The sequence below is a fragment of the Microcoleus sp. Pol17C6 genome (assembly GCF_036701145.1).
Taxonomy (GTDB): Bacteria; Cyanobacteriota; Cyanobacteriia; order Cyanobacteriales; family Microcoleaceae; genus Microcoleus.
The window spans coordinates 1-14756 of the sequence record NZ_JAUBQH010000067.1 but is presented as its reverse complement, the minus strand read 5'-3'; the positions used below and the strand labels follow the sequence as shown (position 1 = coordinate 14756).

The window sequence follows — 14756 nt, the reverse complement described above, 5'->3', positions numbered from 1 at the left end:
GAGGGCTAATATTTTTTGCACAAAACCTGCCATTGCTAGGTTTTAAAGTCAAAACTATTGATAATTTATCATCGGCTTTTTCTCAACCGAATTGCTAATGTTAAATATCCACTTAATGGAGTTAATGGAGGCGTTTTGATATGACAACTACTGCTTCTGCTTCCGGCCGCACCGGCCAGTTTCCCTTCGACTTTGCCCCGCAGCGGACTCAAGATGCTGATTTGTTGCGACAACTCAATTTTGTGCCCGGTTTGAAGGAAGTCTTGACTTTGCGCCAAGTTCATGCTTTGGAACACGCTACTGTTTGGGTACTAAGTCAATCGTTTGGTGCGACCACAGCAAGAACCGATAATGAGTTATTGGGCGGGATGTCCACAGATCAAGGGTTTTATCTTTATGGCCACGTTAACATTGCACAGTTGCGTCAGGCTGTGCGCGAGGCTTTGCAGCGGATTGCCAGCGGAGAGTGGGATTTAGCTGTACATCCCCGTTGTGGCACGAATTTGTCGGTGGCAATGCTGCTGACGGCAGGACTTGCTGTAGGCATCAATTTAGCCCTGCCTCGGGGGCCCATTCTGCAACTGTTAGGTTTGGGTGCAGCGGCGGCTGCTGCGGCTCAGTTAGCTCCTGATGTGGGTTCTCTAGCTCAGCGTTACGTTACAACTGCTATTCCGTTTAATTTGAGTGTTGTTGATATTACCGTAAGTCACGACTTCTGGGGACGCGAAGCTCATTTTGTGCGGGTACGTTGGGTTGAATAGTTGCTGCGGGAGGGGAAGAGTGGAAGAGGGGGAAAATTGACACAATCTTCTTTCTTCCCTCAACTTCGAGCCGTTAAATCCCCTACACGGCTTTGTTGCCTAACTTCCTTCTTCCTTATTCATCATTTTGAGAGAATCGGTACTATTCAAAAGTTAATTGGGGCGACTTATCAACGTGCTTTTATTCGATAACTGGGCACTACATACTAATATCTATATCTTCCATATTTTTATAACTTCATATTATATTAAAATTTCATCTTTACCGCTAATGTGTCAGCTATGAAAAGCTCGGATTTACTTCCTAGGCGACTTGTCAGAAAATAGCAGGATAAGGTAAAATCCCTTATTAGAATTTTTAGATCCAAAGTCAACAAAATAAATGTGCAAATTACCGATCGATAAAACCTGGCTGCCAAGTCTACTGGCTGTCAGCTTAGCCGTAGTAGCCAACAGCGTTTTGCCTTTCACCGAATCTGCGAGTTTTGCTGGCGAAATATCCCAAACTAACGAACCCGAAAAAGCTCCTGACGGCAAAATAGTTCCCGTTAATGGCAAAGTCAATGTTAGATTAACGAATAAAACCAACGATCGACTATTTTTTCAGGTGGTTGGACAGACTAACCGCCAGAGTTTAGCGGAAAATTCAACAGTCGCGCTGCCAGCATTGACACTACCGACCTCAATTGTATTTAGGCGACTAGATGGCGCATTATTGAAACCCAGTTTGAAACCTGGTGGCGAAGGAACAGTAGAGGTAAGATTAGACGAGACAAATGATTTAGGTTTGGATAAAACATCTTTAAGGATTCGGAATGACGGCGCACTTTTTCTCAGATAGACAACAGTCAGTCTAGTTCAAATTTTAGATTTTAGATTCACTCCACAGCCGTTCGCTGGGGGTATAACTTTTGTCTAAACCATGATTGCTCTCCACAACTTAAGTCCGGGGCTTGTATCCGTATTTGGGTGAGTCAGGGGATAGTTGAATCATGTAAAATCAACTTGACGATCGCTCCGCTAGCTAAACCTCACTCTTCAATACACCATCCGAGTTCCTATGTCAATCAAAAAGATTCTTTCTATAGCGCTGTTAATTTTCATCCCCATTTCCATCGCCGCTGAGTATTTGCACTGGGGTTCCCTGGCAGTTTTCATCACATCCGCTTTAGGCATTATACCTCTGGCGATTTGGTTGAGTACAGCAACAGAAGAAGTGGCGATCGTCACAGGCCCCTCCATAGGCGGCTTATTAAATGCAGTCTTCGGCAATGCTACGGAATTAATTATTGCCATAGTTGCCCTGAAAGCTGGATTAATTGACATTGTGAAAGCCAGCATAACCGGTACAATTATCAGCAACTTGCTCTTAGTCATGGGATTTTCCATGCTGTTAGGAGGAATCCGCTACAAAGAACAGGAATTTAAGCCAATTATCGCGCGGGTGAACGGTTCCACAATGACTCTAGCAGTGATTGCTATCCTGCTGCCGACAATGGTAATTTACACCTCCAATGGAGTCGAACCCGCAGCCATTCAGAATCTTTCCTTAATAACTGCGATCGTCCTAATTGCAGTTTACGCTCTAACTCTCCTATTTTCATTAAAAACTCACAGCTATCTTTACGATGTTGGGTTACTAGAACTAGAGTCAGAAAATCCGCAAAATACCAAAGAGGAATCTACTACGCACAAACCGAATTTGTGGCTGTGGATAGGGGTGCTAGTTGCCTCAACTGTTGCCGTTGCTTTTGAATCAGAAATTTTCGTTGGCGTTGTCGAAGAAACTACCAAAGGATTGGGATTGACGCCGCTATTTACAGGGGTAATTCTGTTGCCGATTGTTGGCGGCGCTGCCGAATATGTAACGGCTGTGGGAGTGGCGATGAAAAACAATATGGATTTGTCGGTTTCTGTGGCGATGGGATCGAGTTTGCTAGTTGCTTTGCTGGTAGCGCCGGTGTTGGTGATTATCGGATTAGTGATTCATCAGCCGATGGATTTAAACTTCAATCCCTTTGAAGTAGTTGCAGTTGCCATTGCGGTGACAATTGCTAATCTAATTAGTCTCGACGGGCGTTCTAATTGGCTCGAAGGAGTGCTGCTTTTAGCAACATATATCGTCTTAGGAGCAGCATTTTACTTTCACCCCATTACTTAAACCAATAATTTTCTGGGAGGGGCAACCCTCCGGGGTTGCCCCTCTTCCCTGGAAAATAACTTATCTTATTTCTGGTTTGTTATTCCTCTTTGTCTTCGGCCCTTAATTAAAAAAATAATTTTAGGACAGAAAGTAATTACGGACAGCGACACTGTTGAACAGGAAAACACTCTCGTCTGCAACTTCTTTTTCTGCCTTTACGGTCGCGACAATCAGAAGTATCCCGACATTCCACCTTATCTTCACAAATTTGCTGACGGGGAAAAGTACCTAAGCTTTGTATAGAAACTTCAGCCGTAAGGGCACCCTGTTCTATAACTTGGTCATTTTCTTTAATTTCATAGAGAAACTTATTTTCTCCCTCTAAAACCGAAAAAGTTCTTGTTTTGTGACTGTTACCTAACTTAAATCCAAAATCCTCGGAAAATTCTCCTTTGTCGTAACCTCTGTCTGTGTAGGGATAGGGGTTAGTTTCCATGCCATCAGTCACATTTTTAATCATCACCCTCCTGTTAGGGCCGGGGGGAGTCTTGCTGGAGACAAATCGAGCGCTTTGCGAATCAGGAGAGAAGACAGTACCTGCACATGAACCTACATATTCAATGCGCTTAAATTGAATCAAATTAATATTAAAAGTGTTTTCGTTTTTGACCCTAAATTGTGCTTCGTTAGTCTGCTGAGCGCTGACTGTGAAAGCTGCTAGCGTCAAAAAAATTGCCCCCAGGAAAATAGCTAGAAATTGGATTTTTGGTCTACCCGTAACAAATATGGCGTGTTTCATCTCTCTACCTCTAATGTAAATAGATAGCCTTTTGTTAACAACTTATTATTTTAACTTGACAGCAGATATGTTGTCAAAGTCGCTCGGATAGTTTTTTAGTGAAGATTTGAGTCCTTGATGCTTAGTTGCGAAAGGAAAAACAGAAGTCCTGACTGCGAACTTTGTAGAGCCAGGAATGAAGTCCTGAGTATGAACTTAACTACCAAGTTACTCGATCGCGCCATCTCTCTAAAATCTTGTCCCCAACTCCCTGTACCCGTGCCACATCCTCTAAAGAAGTGAAAGGTTGCTGCTGTCGCGCTGCAATAATTCTCTCGGCTAACTTCGGGCCAACCCCGGGCAAGGTTTCTAATTCTTCCTGACTGGCTGTATTTAAATTAACTAATTTTTTAGCAGCAATTTGAGGTTTGGCACCCGCAGATTTTGATGCTGCTTGTAGTGAATCGCACTCTTTTTTCTTAGCATCAATTCTCTGTTTGATTCGGGCGGGAATTCCCAATATGGCGCCTTTGTAAAGCCGATCGAACTCCCGCTCAAAATGGGCCGCAACTGTGGGACTCTCGATCGCCAGCAGCGTCTCGTCATTCCCGTGATTTGCCGCCTCACTCCAGTTGTGAGAACCTGTAAGTACCGTTTTGCCGTCCACAACGCCGAATTTGTGGTGCAGGCGATCGCCCATTGGTAACAGCGGCACTCCCACCGTAGTCAGCGGCTTTCTCCAAGGGCGATTGTCAGTTTCTAACCCGCAATCTTGCATCAAAGTCGCCCCCATCATATCCAAACCTTCACTGTAAGAGCGATAAATAAAATTAGAGTCAATTAAAGCTCGCACCGCCACTCCTCGCCCAGCTTCAATTTCCAAAGTATTTGACAACCGCTGAGCCGAAAATACAAACAGTGCCAAATCAACCGACTTTTTCGCACTACCCAAAGTTCGATTTATCAAACCGTTGACGCTTTTTTCCCAAGGCAAAGTCGCAGCCGTCGGCGAAAATTGCACCCCAACTGTCGAATTCCCTACTCTTACTTTTTGCACTTGACGAAACGGCTTTTTGATGCCAAATTTGCTGTCAGGTTTGCCTTTGGGCCCGTCGCCCCACATGATGTTAAATTCTTGAGTAAACAGTTGCGCTAATTGAGCATTTTCAATTTTCAGCAAATTGTTCGCATTGCCGCGACTTGCTGCTGTCTTGAAATCGCCGTGTATATCGCTTGTGGTAAAATTAGCAGAAGTGACGATTACGGTTTTGCCATCAATTACCACAAATTTGTGGTGCATCAAACCACTGCCTTTACTGCCGTCAGCAGTATCGTCAATTACAGGAATACCCGCATCCTTGACAATTACCAAAGCATCATTTTGCTTGATTTCATCGGCACTCAATTTACCATCTTTATTGCCATCGGCAAGTTGCACAAATTCGGTATAACGATCGCGCTCTCTTTCCGGTAATTTCGCTAACTCCTGAGCTGTAAAATCGCTCCAAGGGCGACTATAGATATGTTCGACAATTAATCTCACTTTAATTCCCGATCGCTGTTGATCGGCCAAAACCCTCGCAATACCGGGCAATCGAAACTCCTGAACTGCTACATCTACCGTCGATCCAGCACTAGCGATCGCAACAGCGATTAAGTTTTCTAAATCATCCCCAGGTCTAGTTTGCTGGCGGTAAGGCTCTGTATAACTCGAAGCGATCGACTGATTGAAGTATACTTGCAACAAGGGGTCTTGAGGCAATGGAGCCAGACTGAGAGGTAAATTCTGCACGTCTTGCTTTGTTTGTCCGCAGCCCGCCAGATTGAGCGCCACCAGCCCAGCACAACAGAAACCGAGTAAATGATAATACAATACAGCCACAAAATTTTAAAAAATATAGAGGTTATTAGCCGAACCACAGTTCAAAGCTATTGGATAAAGTAAAGTTACAACCTATTAAATTTATGCAAGGGAATAGATTTTGCGTCTTGTAGAACTGCCTCGATGCCGGAAGCATCACTGGTAGGGTAGCAGCATTCAGGGGCGTGGGTCAAACCCTATACCGCTGCTTTATGGCGAAAAGAAAAACAATTTTTCCGTGCGGTCACAAAGGATATGGTAAAGCGTGCCATCGCTGCACGCAAGAGTTGGTGGCGCAGCAGCATTACGTTGAAGTGCTGACACAAAAACAAACCAAAAAACAAGAGAGGGAAGCATCATTTGCTAGAGATATCATCGATCTCAGAGGTCTGCCCGACCACGTAGTTACCAAAGCCCGGGCAATTATAGCAGCTTTGGGCGAAAATAAGAATTACAGAGATTTCGGCGGCAAACGCCTGCGTCACAACCGTTTGATAATCAGTATTCCTGTAACTCGCAACTACAGAATGCTTTGTGAAGATTGCGGCACTTTCTTAATTCCCCAAAAAGTTTTGTCGCACGAAGACTACAACGTCTGCAAACCAGGAAGTTAGTCATCAGTTATTGGTTATTGGCTATTGGTAGCCACTCACAACAGTTAGCAGTCAACATTCATTAATTAGTTATTTATCATGCAAATTTACCTCGACTATAGTGCTACAACACCCGCACGCCCAGAAGCGATTCAAGCCATGCAAAAAGCTCTCACTCAGCAGTGGGGAAATCCTTCCAGCTTGCACGAGTGGGGACAAAGGGCGGCGACAGCTTTAGAATTAGCAAGAATGCAGGTTGCTAGCTTGATTAACGCGCTACCGGAATCGATGATTTTTACCAGTGGCGGCACTGAAGCGGATAATTTGGCAATTATGGGAATTGCGCGTCTTTATACCAAGCCGCAGCATATCATTATCTCCAGCGTAGAGCACTCTGCAGTAGTAGAACCGGCGCGACAACTCGAACAGTTGGGATGGGAAGTGACGCGCCTACCAGTCGATAAATTTGGGCGCATTCACCCTTTGGATTTGCAAGAGTCGCTGCGATCGAATACAGTGTTAATTTCAATCATTTACGGACAAAGTGAAGTTGGCACGCTGCAACCAATTGAGGCATTAGGACAAATTGCGCGCGATCGCAATATCATGTTTCATACCGATGCAGTTCAAGTTGCCGGCAAGCTGCAAATAGACGTGCAGAAACTGCCCGTAGACTTGCTTTCCCTTTCCAGTCACAAACTTTACGGGCCACAAGGTGCAGGCGCGCTTTACGTACGTCCGGGAGTAGAATTAGTACCAATGTTGGGGGGCGGTGGCCAAGAATTGAAACTGCGTTCCGGGACACAAGCGCTGCCGGCAATCGTCGGTTTTGGGGTGGCGGCGGAGTTAGCATTGCAGGAAATAGATGTAGAAACGCCGAGGTTAATTGGATTGCGCGATCGACTTTTTGACCGATTATCCCACGTACCCAGTTTAGTACCAACTGGCGATCGATATTACCGACTGCCCCACCACGTCAGTTTTTGCATCGTCTCCCCATCCTGTCGCCCTTACCAAAAGAGAGACACAGAGCAAATCACAGGCAAAACTATGGTGAGACAGTTAAATTTAGCCGGAATTGGCATTAGTTCCGGTGCCGCTTGTAGCAGCGGCAAACTAACTCCCAGTCCGATATTATTAGCAATGGGATATGACGAAATCGGCGCAGTTGGTGGAATTAGATTAACTCTAGGACGAGAAACCACAGAAGCTGATATTGATTGGACAGTAATTGCGATCGAGCAAATCTTAGATAGATTAATGCCAAAGGTAGCATTATCTAGACGTTAAGATTAACTGCAAACCTAGATAGCCGTATCTATCAGCGTCCATCCGCGTACATCCGCCAACATCTGCGGTCAAAATCATCAAAAATCAGAAACAACCCCAAAAACCCACCCCCAATCATGATAAAATCTATTCCGGTGTTATTCACAACTCCCCATAATGGAAGAAAACCGCGCCCAAGCCTATCTGCAATTAATTCACACCCTGCTGAATGCCCCCAATGGAGACGAATCGCAGATATTACAGGATAACTCAGAATTACTCGATCGCGGATTTCTGGAAACTTGCGAGTTAGTAGCCTCAACCTTGGCAGAACAAGGAGGGGAAAATGGCGCTAAATTCCTTCGACATCTAGCTAGTTACCTAGCGCAAATCCTCGATATCAACGATGACGGAGATAGCAATAACTCGGTCAGTGAAAATTTCCAAGAGTATGCAAACTTTTTCCTAGAATTATTGCAAGCCGAACAAGATAGCAAGGGAAATATAGCAGTAATTTACCCCATGCTGGAAGGGCGACAACATCTCCTTAATGCCAGTTTTGCCGAGACTTTACAGCAAGTGGCGCAGAAGTTAATTGCTGGCGAAAACTCAGAAACAATTAGCTCAATTATCGGTCTTATTGAAAATTTGAGTATTCATATTAGTGACTTTCCAAGTGGGAATAGAGCGAATAATATTGAAATTGCCATTACTGGTTATCAAATAGTTTTAAATAATCGCGAACCCGGTAGTGAAAAATGGACGCAAACCCAAAATAATCTAGCTACTGCCTACAATAACAGAATCAACGGTTCGCTGGCGGAAAATCTGTAACGGGCAAAAACCAGGCGCTTAAAATCGCGTCTATACAAACCAAGTCCGCCTATGCGGACAAACGAGATAATTCAGAAGTGTTGAAATCCTTGATCGAGCTTTAATATAGCATCAGGATAAATACCGCTGCTATCAGTCAACCAGATATCGCTGCTATCCGTAGCGATTCCCACAATTGCAGCACCATTTCCTATTTTTTCCAGCAATAACTCAGCATTCGCGATCGGCAAAAACAGCACTAACTCGAAATCTTCTCCGCCGTATAATGCCCAATCTAAACCTTTTTCGGTTGATACGATTTCGCTGAAAATATTGGGAATTGGTATTTTTGTGCGATCGACTTTTGCGCCAACACCGCTAGCCCGACAAATTTGAATAATCGCATCAGCTAAACCGTCGCTACTGTCCATTCCGGCGATGGAAAACTCACCCGCAGAATCTAAAATCTCCCAAACAACCGGCAAAACATCGAGTCTCGGTTTAGGGCGCTGGTGAGCGAGAATTAAAGAAGCCCGATCGACTTCTGAAAGATTTTGTCCGAATTCTGGATTTAACAGCAATTCTAATCCCGCGCGGGAGGCTCCGTGAATCCCAGTAGCGACAATCGCCCAGCCCGATCGCGCATTTGACCGACTAATGGTACGATCGCACTCAACTTGTCCGAAAGCAGTAATCGCCACCGTCACCACGGGCGATCGCACAACATCGCCACCGACGATCGGCGTATCATATTCTTGCAAGCAAGCCGTCATCCCCCGATAAAACTCTTCAACCCACTCCACAGCCGTATCCGCCGCCACAGCGAGGGCTACAGTCACCGCCAGAGGCTTTGCTCCCATCGCAGCCAGATCCGACAAATTCGCTGCTGCGGCGCGCCATCCTGCGTAATAAGGCCCCGTAGTGCGATCGCTGAAATGCACTCCCTCCACCAACATATCTGTAGTGATAGCGAGAGATTGGTTGGGAGTTGTAGCCATGACAGCGCAATCATCTCCGACTATTTCTGCAGGGCAGAATTTTTGCAATATTCTTAAAAGGCCTTGTTCACCGATATCTTTAATCAGCATTAAAAAGGATTTTTTAGTGAGATGGGGGCGGGCAAGATGCCCATCCCGCAATAAACTCAATGTGTTATGGAACAGGTGTCTTACCTATAGCACGTTATTGATGCGTAATTCCTGAACAACTGTCAACTGTCAACTGTCAACTGTCAACTGCATCACCATTCCTTACCGGAACTCGGCGGTAAGCGCAACCTAGGAAACCTATAAAAAGTATCCCCTTCATCATCTACCTCTAAAACCGCCGAAAAAATCTTAACTTGCCGAGTTAAATACTGCTGAGCAACTTCAGCCTCAACCCTAGCATTAGCCGCCAGTTGAATCAGCGAAACTTGACTATTTTGAGTTTCCAACAACTGATAAAAAGCCTCATCCAACCGCTGCTTTTGCTTGTTTTCATTGAGATTTTTTACTATCAACAAGCCTGCGAATCCGCCCAAACCCATTACCAATAAAAATTCTAAAATTGCCATACTGTCGATTAAATTCCTGATTTCAATAACGAAACTCTAAAAATTCTCTCTTCTTCCAGCCCGCAGAGGCTGGCTTTGTTTCTGCCGAAGGGATTTCAATCGCTATTACCTTTATTTAGAAGCTATTTCACTGGCTGTCAATATTGATTTTTTCAGCCCGCGCAGGCGGGCTTTATTTGTGTAAAAGCGATTTAAATCGCCGTCACTTTGGTGTAGAAGCGATTTAAATCGCCGTCATTAATTAAACTTGAGGTTGCACCAAATTTTCCATTCCTTTAACTACCTTAGCAGATAGAATCTTGTCTCCCTGCTTCAGTTGCTCCAAAACTTCTTTTCCTTCAATCATGTAACCAAAAACAGCATACCGGCCGTCCAACAGATTCCGGCCAGCGGGCGTAAGTTCAGGTTCAAACAAGAAAAAGAAAAACTGAGAAGAAGCGCTGTCGGGTTCAGCTTCAGCGCGGGCCATCGCCACAGTACCGAAAGCAGAAAAAGGCAAAACAGGCTCGTCGCTATAGCGCCCCGCATCTTCTAGAGTAATGCCGTAAATAGGTTCCTTTTCGCCCCTGACGAACACTTCCAGCGGAACATTCCGGTATTTGCCAGTACCAGGGTCAATAAAACCGACTTCCTTGCCTTCGGGGTCTCCGGTTTGCAAAACGTAGGATTCTTCCGATCGAATAAACGGCAAACCGTCATAAAAACCTCGATCAACCAAATCCACAAAATTACCAGCCGTAACCGGGGCGTTGTAGCCGTCAACCACAACAGTAATTTCCCCTTTTTCAGTTTGGAAAGACACAGTAGCGCGTCCTTTCAATTGAGGCAGATTAGCATACTTGGCAGGCACTTCAAACGGAAACTTTGTCACCATCAACTCTTCGATTTCGCCTACCGAACCTAGGATTGTGGCTTTCAAGTCAATCACTTTGTCCCTGTCTTTAGCCTCAACAGCCTTTTCCAGTTGAGCAACTTTCTCCTTGACTCCTGCAATTAGAGTTTCAGCTTCCGGTTTTTTGGCGTCGGGAATACTCTCTAAAAGATCAGATTCCCGAAGGTTGAGAATCCTGGAAGCCTTGCTGACATCGCTGCTAATCGGCCCCCAACGTTTAGACCGTATGTGGTTGCCAATGTCTTCGAGACTGATTTGCAACTCTCGCACAGTCTGATTGTCAATAGGTAAAGCGAAGCGCAGCAGCGCCCGCCCGTCCGTAATCGCATTCCCTGCAGGCATACTGCTGCTGGGGCGTTTTGCATGGGAGACTGCACTGAAACTCAGGGAGAGAGTGAACAGCAAGAGCGCTAAAGCGACGGTTTTGACCCAGCGCTTGCACGTATCGATCGAGAAATTAGGCCAATGCAACATAACTTTAACTTTTATTGCCTCTCTTATCTTCCCACAGCGCTGCCCGCCCTCTAAGGTGCTACCCATCTAAAGTGTCTGTTGGTTTGGCTGGGGAGGAGTTGCCCACGAACAACAGTCAACACTCAACTGACAACAGTCCACTGCCCCCTGTCATTAACATTTCAGTAAAGCACTTGCTCCCTTTGAACGGTAAAATAAAATGCCAATTGCTTTTTGATGCCGTCAGCTAGACTGCGGCTTTAACCTGACCCGCTCAAAAACGGATACAATCCCCAGACTCCTGTCGTGGAGAGATCAAAATTTTAGACCAAGGTTCAATCTCCCAAATTCCTCTGTGGAGTAAATCTCAAATCTAAAATCTCAAATCTAAAATCGACTGACTGTAGTTCCCCCGTGCCCGCAAGGCGACGGGATTGCCCGCAAAAATTTATATGATTTCCAGTAACGACTTTCGACCAGGTGTTTCAATTGAATGGAATAACGGCGTGTGGCGGGTTATCGAATTCCTCCACGTCAAGCCAGGAAAAGGCTCGGCTTTCGTGCGGACAAAATTAAAAAACGTCCAAACCGGAAACGTAGTAGAACAAACCTTCCGGGCGGGCGAGACTATGCCTCAAGCCAACCTGGAAAAGAGTGTGATGCAGCATACCTATAAAGAGGGCGACGATTTCGTCTTTATGGATATGGAAACTTACGAGGAAAGTCGCCTCAATGCTAAGCAAATAGGCGATCGTGTCAAGTACCTCAATGAAGGGATGGAAGTCAGCATCCTGCGCTGGAACGACCAAATCATGGAAGTGGAACTGCCCAACTCTGTCGTCTTGGAAGTGATACAAACCGATCCCGGAGTCAAAGGAGATACTGCCACTGGTGGCAGTAAACCCGCCGTCCTCTCCACCGGGGCTCAGATTATGGTGCCTCTATTTATTTCCATTGGAGAACGGATTCGGATAGATACTCGTGAAGACAAGTACCTCGGTCGAGAGTAGAAACGAGGGAGGGAAAGGGAGTTTTTAGTTTTTAGTTCTGAGTTATGAGTTAAAGAAGTCCAAATTCAATACTCATCGCTCACAGCTTAAAAACTATCCCTTTTGCCTCCAAAGTCGTTGATGCTCCTAGCTTCGCCTGGTTCTTAATTTTCAATTTTCAATTTTCAATTTTCAATTCTCAATTACCCTTGAATCTGCTGTGCAACTAGACTTAAACCAGCTTTGTGACCTGCTAACTGTATTAGACAAAACTGGCATTTCGGAACTGACCTTAAAAAGTGGGGATATTGAACTGACAGTACGCAAAGGCATTCTGGCAAGTTCACCAGGCACCTCTGCTGCGCTCCCTGCTGCCGTGGCGACTGTCGCTCCAAGCGCGTTGGGCGCTGTTGCTAGCCCCACATTAGCGTCACCTCCTGCTGTTGACCAAAATTTAGCAGCGGATCAGGCTGCCCCTGTACCTGTCGCCCCTGTCGCCGTACCGGCTGCCGTACCTGCTTCTGTCGATACGAAATGGGTGCCAATTATCTCGCCGATGGTAGGAACGTTTTATCGCGCTGCTGCTCCTGATGAGCCACCTTTTGTCAACGTGGGCGATCGGATCAAGGTCAATCAGACAGTCTGTATTATCGAAGCGATGAAGCTGATGAACGAGATCGATGCTGATGAAGTCTCCGGTCAAGTGATGGAAATTTTAGTTCAAAATGGCGAACCTGTCGAATACGGTCAAGTGTTGATGCGAATTAATCCGGATTGAAGCATTACTTTATTGTTATGGACAGAATAAATGCTAATATTTCCCGATCACTTCTCTCCGGTGAGTTTGATGAAGTCATCCCAGCCTGTCCCGCAAGAGGTTGTGCAACAAGTTGCTGAGTATTTCAGTATTTTGAGCGAACCCATGCGTTTACGAATTTTGAACTTGCTTCGCGACGGCGAAAAATGCGTGCAAGAATTGGTGGAAGCTACTCAAACGAGTCAAGCCAATGTTTCTAAGCACTTAAAACTCATGCTCCAAGCTGGTATCCTCACTCGCCGGAGTGAAGGGACTTCAGCCTATTATAAGGTGCAAGACGAGTTAATTTTTGAGCTGTGTAATATGGTGTGCGATCGGCTTGCCAGCCGGATCGAACAGCAAGCCCTACACTTTCGAGCATTTAGCCTAACGACGAAGCACTGAAAATTAGTTGCCAGTCCTCAATCCTCAATCCTCAGTCATGAGTCATCAGTTATCAATTCCTATTCTCGGCCTTCAGACCGATTACTAATCACTTGTAACTAATGACTCATAACTACTAAAGGGGAAAATTTTTGTCAAAGCTTTGGCGGGTACTCGGCTGAGCCACCTCCAAACCTTCGCCGCCTAAAAGTTCTAAAGGCTTCCCTTCCACCGAAATCCAAACCTTGGTATTCGGTTGTAAACTCGTAGCCGTATAGATAACTTGCCCTAACCGGCCAGTCATCGAATTGCTCCCTCCCCCCGAAGTAAATTCTGCCGACAAATCGACATAAACTCCGTCATTCTTAACACTCAAACCCCTGAGTTTTGTCCCATTAGGAATTTCGCTCGAAACAGTTCCATCCTTGGGCCCCGCCAACAAACTGTTAAAAGCAGCTTGTAAAGCTGCATCAGGCTTGTCAGCTTGTTTAACAGCTACTTTCGTAGGAACTCCCTCAAATTTGCCGCTCGCATCTTTAACCCAGTAGACTTGCACTGTCTGGACATCAGTCTGCGGCAAAGGCTTCGGCTGCGGCGACTTTGGCACCAAAGCGTTAGGCGTCTGAACCTGCGGCGTCTGAACCTGCGGCGTCTGAACCTGCGGCGTCTGAACCTGTGGCACTTGTACAGGATTTGGAGGGGGTACGGGGATAACTACAGCAGGAGATTCCACAGAACTTGGGGAAAGGGGGGGAGCGGTAGTTTGAGCAGAAGACTGCGTATCTGCAGGGGTTGGCGAACGGTTCGCGGTCCACCAGGCAATGCCCCCTCCCGTCAGTAAAGCCAACCCGCAAACACCGGCAATGACGGCTGTGGAGACGCGGCGTACTTCTTGTCCATCTTTCATAATACAAATTCTCCTTACAGATAGAGCGCTTGGGACGGTGAGGAGCGACTCCTGATCAGCTACATTTGTCTATGGTTAGATTCTGGAATTGACACAATTGCATTGCTGCTCGCGAAAACTTTATAGCAAGCCCAACATATTCTGAATCTGACTATTGGAATCCTAGACCATAATATAAGATTTCGCCCGTGGAGTATGTCACAGTATCTCAATCAACCTAGTGGCTATATTCTATAGTAATCATAAAAAATTAAAGAATAAAGGAAGAAAAAATAAGTAAAAAGCAAGAAGGAAGGCCACGGATGGATGTAACGGAGGTAAGGGGGGTAACGGATTTAAGGGATTTAACGGATAGAAACTGTTCTAGAAAAATATTTTCCCAAAACAAAAAGCGCCCCTATTTCTAGGAGCGCTTTTTGTCAATCAACAGCTAAAACTTAGCCATTGATAGAAGGAGCAACCAAAGCTACGGGAGTTGTTTCACCAGCAGCCAAGTCAAGCGGGAAGTTGTGAGCATTGCGCTCGTGCATTACTTCCATACCCAAGTTAGCGCGGTTGATCA

General features: G+C 45.6%; 16 protein-coding genes. 9 read left to right on the top strand and 7 right to left on the bottom strand.

Translation table 11 applies throughout. From position 1 onward, the window contains the following. The first annotated feature begins 140 nt into the window (after positions 1-140). The 3 genes from QUA25_RS24390 to cax all read left to right on the top strand — a co-directional run bounded on the left by QUA25_RS24390 (position 141) and on the right by cax (position 2922). Positions 141-761 carry a DUF6391 domain-containing protein gene (locus tag QUA25_RS24390; protein WP_333041820.1) on the top strand — a complete coding sequence of 207 codons (621 nt, stop codon included), beginning with the start codon at positions 141-143 and terminating at the stop codon, positions 759-761. 382 nt (positions 762-1143) lie between these two features. Then, the gene (locus QUA25_RS24385) at positions 1144-1602 is read left to right on the top strand and encodes a hypothetical protein (protein WP_333041819.1); all 459 of its coding nucleotides are present in this window, start codon (positions 1144-1146) and stop codon (positions 1600-1602) included. A 219-nt stretch (positions 1603-1821) separates the two neighbouring features. Then, the gene (cax, locus tag QUA25_RS24380) at positions 1822-2922 is read left to right on the top strand and encodes a calcium/proton exchanger (protein ID WP_333041818.1); all 1101 of its coding nucleotides are present in this window, start codon (positions 1822-1824) and stop codon (positions 2920-2922) included. A 136-nt stretch (positions 2923-3058) separates the two neighbouring features. Here the strand turns inward: cax and QUA25_RS24375 are convergent, their stop codons facing one another. Beyond that, entirely contained in the window at positions 3059-3703 is a 645-nt protein-coding gene (locus tag QUA25_RS24375; RefSeq protein WP_333041817.1) for a hypothetical protein, read from the bottom strand. A gap of 199 nt (positions 3704-3902) precedes the next feature. Further along, positions 3903-5564 (bottom strand): DUF655 domain-containing protein, encoded by a 1662-nt coding sequence (locus QUA25_RS24370; protein WP_333041815.1) that lies wholly within the window; start codon positions 5562-5564, stop codon positions 3903-3905. Positions 5565-5755: 191 nt separating this feature from the next. Here QUA25_RS24370 and QUA25_RS24365 point away from each other — a divergent pair, with 191 nt between their 5' ends. From QUA25_RS24365 to QUA25_RS24355, 3 genes are all read left to right on the top strand, one after another. Continuing rightward, a complete protein-coding gene (locus QUA25_RS24365; RefSeq protein WP_333041813.1) occupies positions 5756-6157 on the top strand; it encodes a DUF7682 family zinc-binding protein in 402 nt (133 codons plus the stop codon). A 78-nt stretch (positions 6158-6235) separates the two neighbouring features. Then, positions 6236-7426: a cysteine desulfurase family protein gene (locus QUA25_RS24360; protein ID WP_333041811.1), complete on the top strand. Its 1191-nt coding sequence runs from the start codon at positions 6236-6238 to the stop codon at positions 7424-7426. A 156-nt stretch (positions 7427-7582) separates the two neighbouring features. After that, a complete protein-coding gene (locus tag QUA25_RS24355) occupies positions 7583-8239 on the top strand; it encodes a hypothetical protein (RefSeq protein WP_333041810.1) in 657 nt (218 codons plus the stop codon). A 71-nt stretch (positions 8240-8310) separates the two neighbouring features. Here QUA25_RS24355 and thiL read toward each other — a convergent pair whose 3' ends face one another. From thiL to QUA25_RS24340, 3 genes are all read right to left on the bottom strand, one after another. Next, the gene (gene thiL / locus QUA25_RS24350) at positions 8311-9306 is read right to left on the bottom strand and encodes a thiamine-phosphate kinase (RefSeq protein ID WP_333041808.1); all 996 of its coding nucleotides are present in this window, start codon (positions 9304-9306) and stop codon (positions 8311-8313) included. Positions 9307-9458: 152 nt separating this feature from the next. Continuing rightward, a complete protein-coding gene (locus QUA25_RS24345) occupies positions 9459-9773 on the bottom strand; it encodes a hypothetical protein (protein ID WP_333041806.1) in 315 nt (104 codons plus the stop codon). Positions 9774-10014: 241 nt separating this feature from the next. Next, positions 10015-11139 (bottom strand): peptidylprolyl isomerase, encoded by a 1125-nt coding sequence (locus QUA25_RS24340; protein ID WP_333041805.1) that lies wholly within the window; start codon positions 11137-11139, stop codon positions 10015-10017. Positions 11140-11570: 431 nt separating this feature from the next. On the opposite strand from QUA25_RS24340, the gene efp reads away from it, so the two are divergent. The 3 genes from efp (at position 11571) to QUA25_RS24325 (ending at position 13308) form a co-directional block, all read left to right on the top strand. Further along, positions 11571-12128: an elongation factor P gene (efp, locus tag QUA25_RS24335; RefSeq protein ID WP_333041804.1), complete on the top strand. Its 558-nt coding sequence runs from the start codon at positions 11571-11573 to the stop codon at positions 12126-12128. A 199-nt stretch (positions 12129-12327) separates the two neighbouring features. Further along, complete coding sequence (gene accB / locus QUA25_RS24330) at positions 12328-12885, top strand: acetyl-CoA carboxylase biotin carboxyl carrier protein (protein WP_333041803.1); 558 nt, start codon at positions 12328-12330, stop codon at positions 12883-12885. A gap of 30 nt (positions 12886-12915) precedes the next feature. Next, on the top strand, positions 12916-13308 hold the full coding sequence (locus QUA25_RS24325; protein WP_006631662.1) for an ArsR/SmtB family transcription factor: 393 nt from the start codon (positions 12916-12918) through the stop codon (positions 13306-13308). Positions 13309-13423: 115 nt separating this feature from the next. Here QUA25_RS24325 and QUA25_RS24320 read toward each other — a convergent pair whose 3' ends face one another. Then, positions 13424-14194: a GerMN domain-containing protein gene (locus QUA25_RS24320; protein WP_333041800.1), complete on the bottom strand. Its 771-nt coding sequence runs from the start codon at positions 14192-14194 to the stop codon at positions 13424-13426. A 437-nt stretch (positions 14195-14631) separates the two neighbouring features. Then, the coding region (locus tag QUA25_RS24315) for a photosystem II protein D1 (protein ID WP_333041841.1) at positions 14632-14756 on the bottom strand (125 nt) is incomplete at its 5' end.

Excerpts from the sequence above, each read along its gene's own strand:
- QUA25_RS24390 (WP_333041820.1), top strand. The coding sequence starts at position 141 with ATGACAACTACTGCTTCTGCTTCCGGCCGCACCGGCCAGTTTCCCTTC.
- QUA25_RS24385 (WP_333041819.1), top strand. The coding sequence starts at position 1,144 with ATGTGCAAATTACCGATCGATAAAACCTGGCTGCCAAGTCTACTGGCT.
- cax (WP_333041818.1), top strand. The coding sequence starts at position 1,822 with ATGTCAATCAAAAAGATTCTTTCTATAGCGCTGTTAATTTTCATCCCC.
- QUA25_RS24375 (WP_333041817.1), bottom strand. The coding sequence starts at position 3,703 with ATGAAACACGCCATATTTGTTACGGGTAGACCAAAAATCCAATTTCTA.
- QUA25_RS24365 (WP_333041813.1), top strand. The coding sequence starts at position 5,756 with ATGGCGAAAAGAAAAACAATTTTTCCGTGCGGTCACAAAGGATATGGT.
- QUA25_RS24360 (WP_333041811.1), top strand. The coding sequence starts at position 6,236 with ATGCAAATTTACCTCGACTATAGTGCTACAACACCCGCACGCCCAGAA.
- QUA25_RS24355 (WP_333041810.1), top strand. The coding sequence starts at position 7,583 with ATGGAAGAAAACCGCGCCCAAGCCTATCTGCAATTAATTCACACCCTG.
- thiL (WP_333041808.1), bottom strand. The coding sequence starts at position 9,306 with ATGCTGATTAAAGATATCGGTGAACAAGGCCTTTTAAGAATATTGCAA.
- QUA25_RS24345 (WP_333041806.1), bottom strand. The coding sequence starts at position 9,773 with ATGGCAATTTTAGAATTTTTATTGGTAATGGGTTTGGGCGGATTCGCA.
- QUA25_RS24340 (WP_333041805.1), bottom strand. The coding sequence starts at position 11,139 with ATGTTGCATTGGCCTAATTTCTCGATCGATACGTGCAAGCGCTGGGTC.
- efp (WP_333041804.1), top strand. The coding sequence starts at position 11,571 with ATGATTTCCAGTAACGACTTTCGACCAGGTGTTTCAATTGAATGGAAT.
- QUA25_RS24325 (WP_006631662.1), top strand. The coding sequence starts at position 12,916 with ATGCTAATATTTCCCGATCACTTCTCTCCGGTGAGTTTGATGAAGTCA.
- QUA25_RS24320 (WP_333041800.1), bottom strand. The coding sequence starts at position 14,194 with ATGAAAGATGGACAAGAAGTACGCCGCGTCTCCACAGCCGTCATTGCC.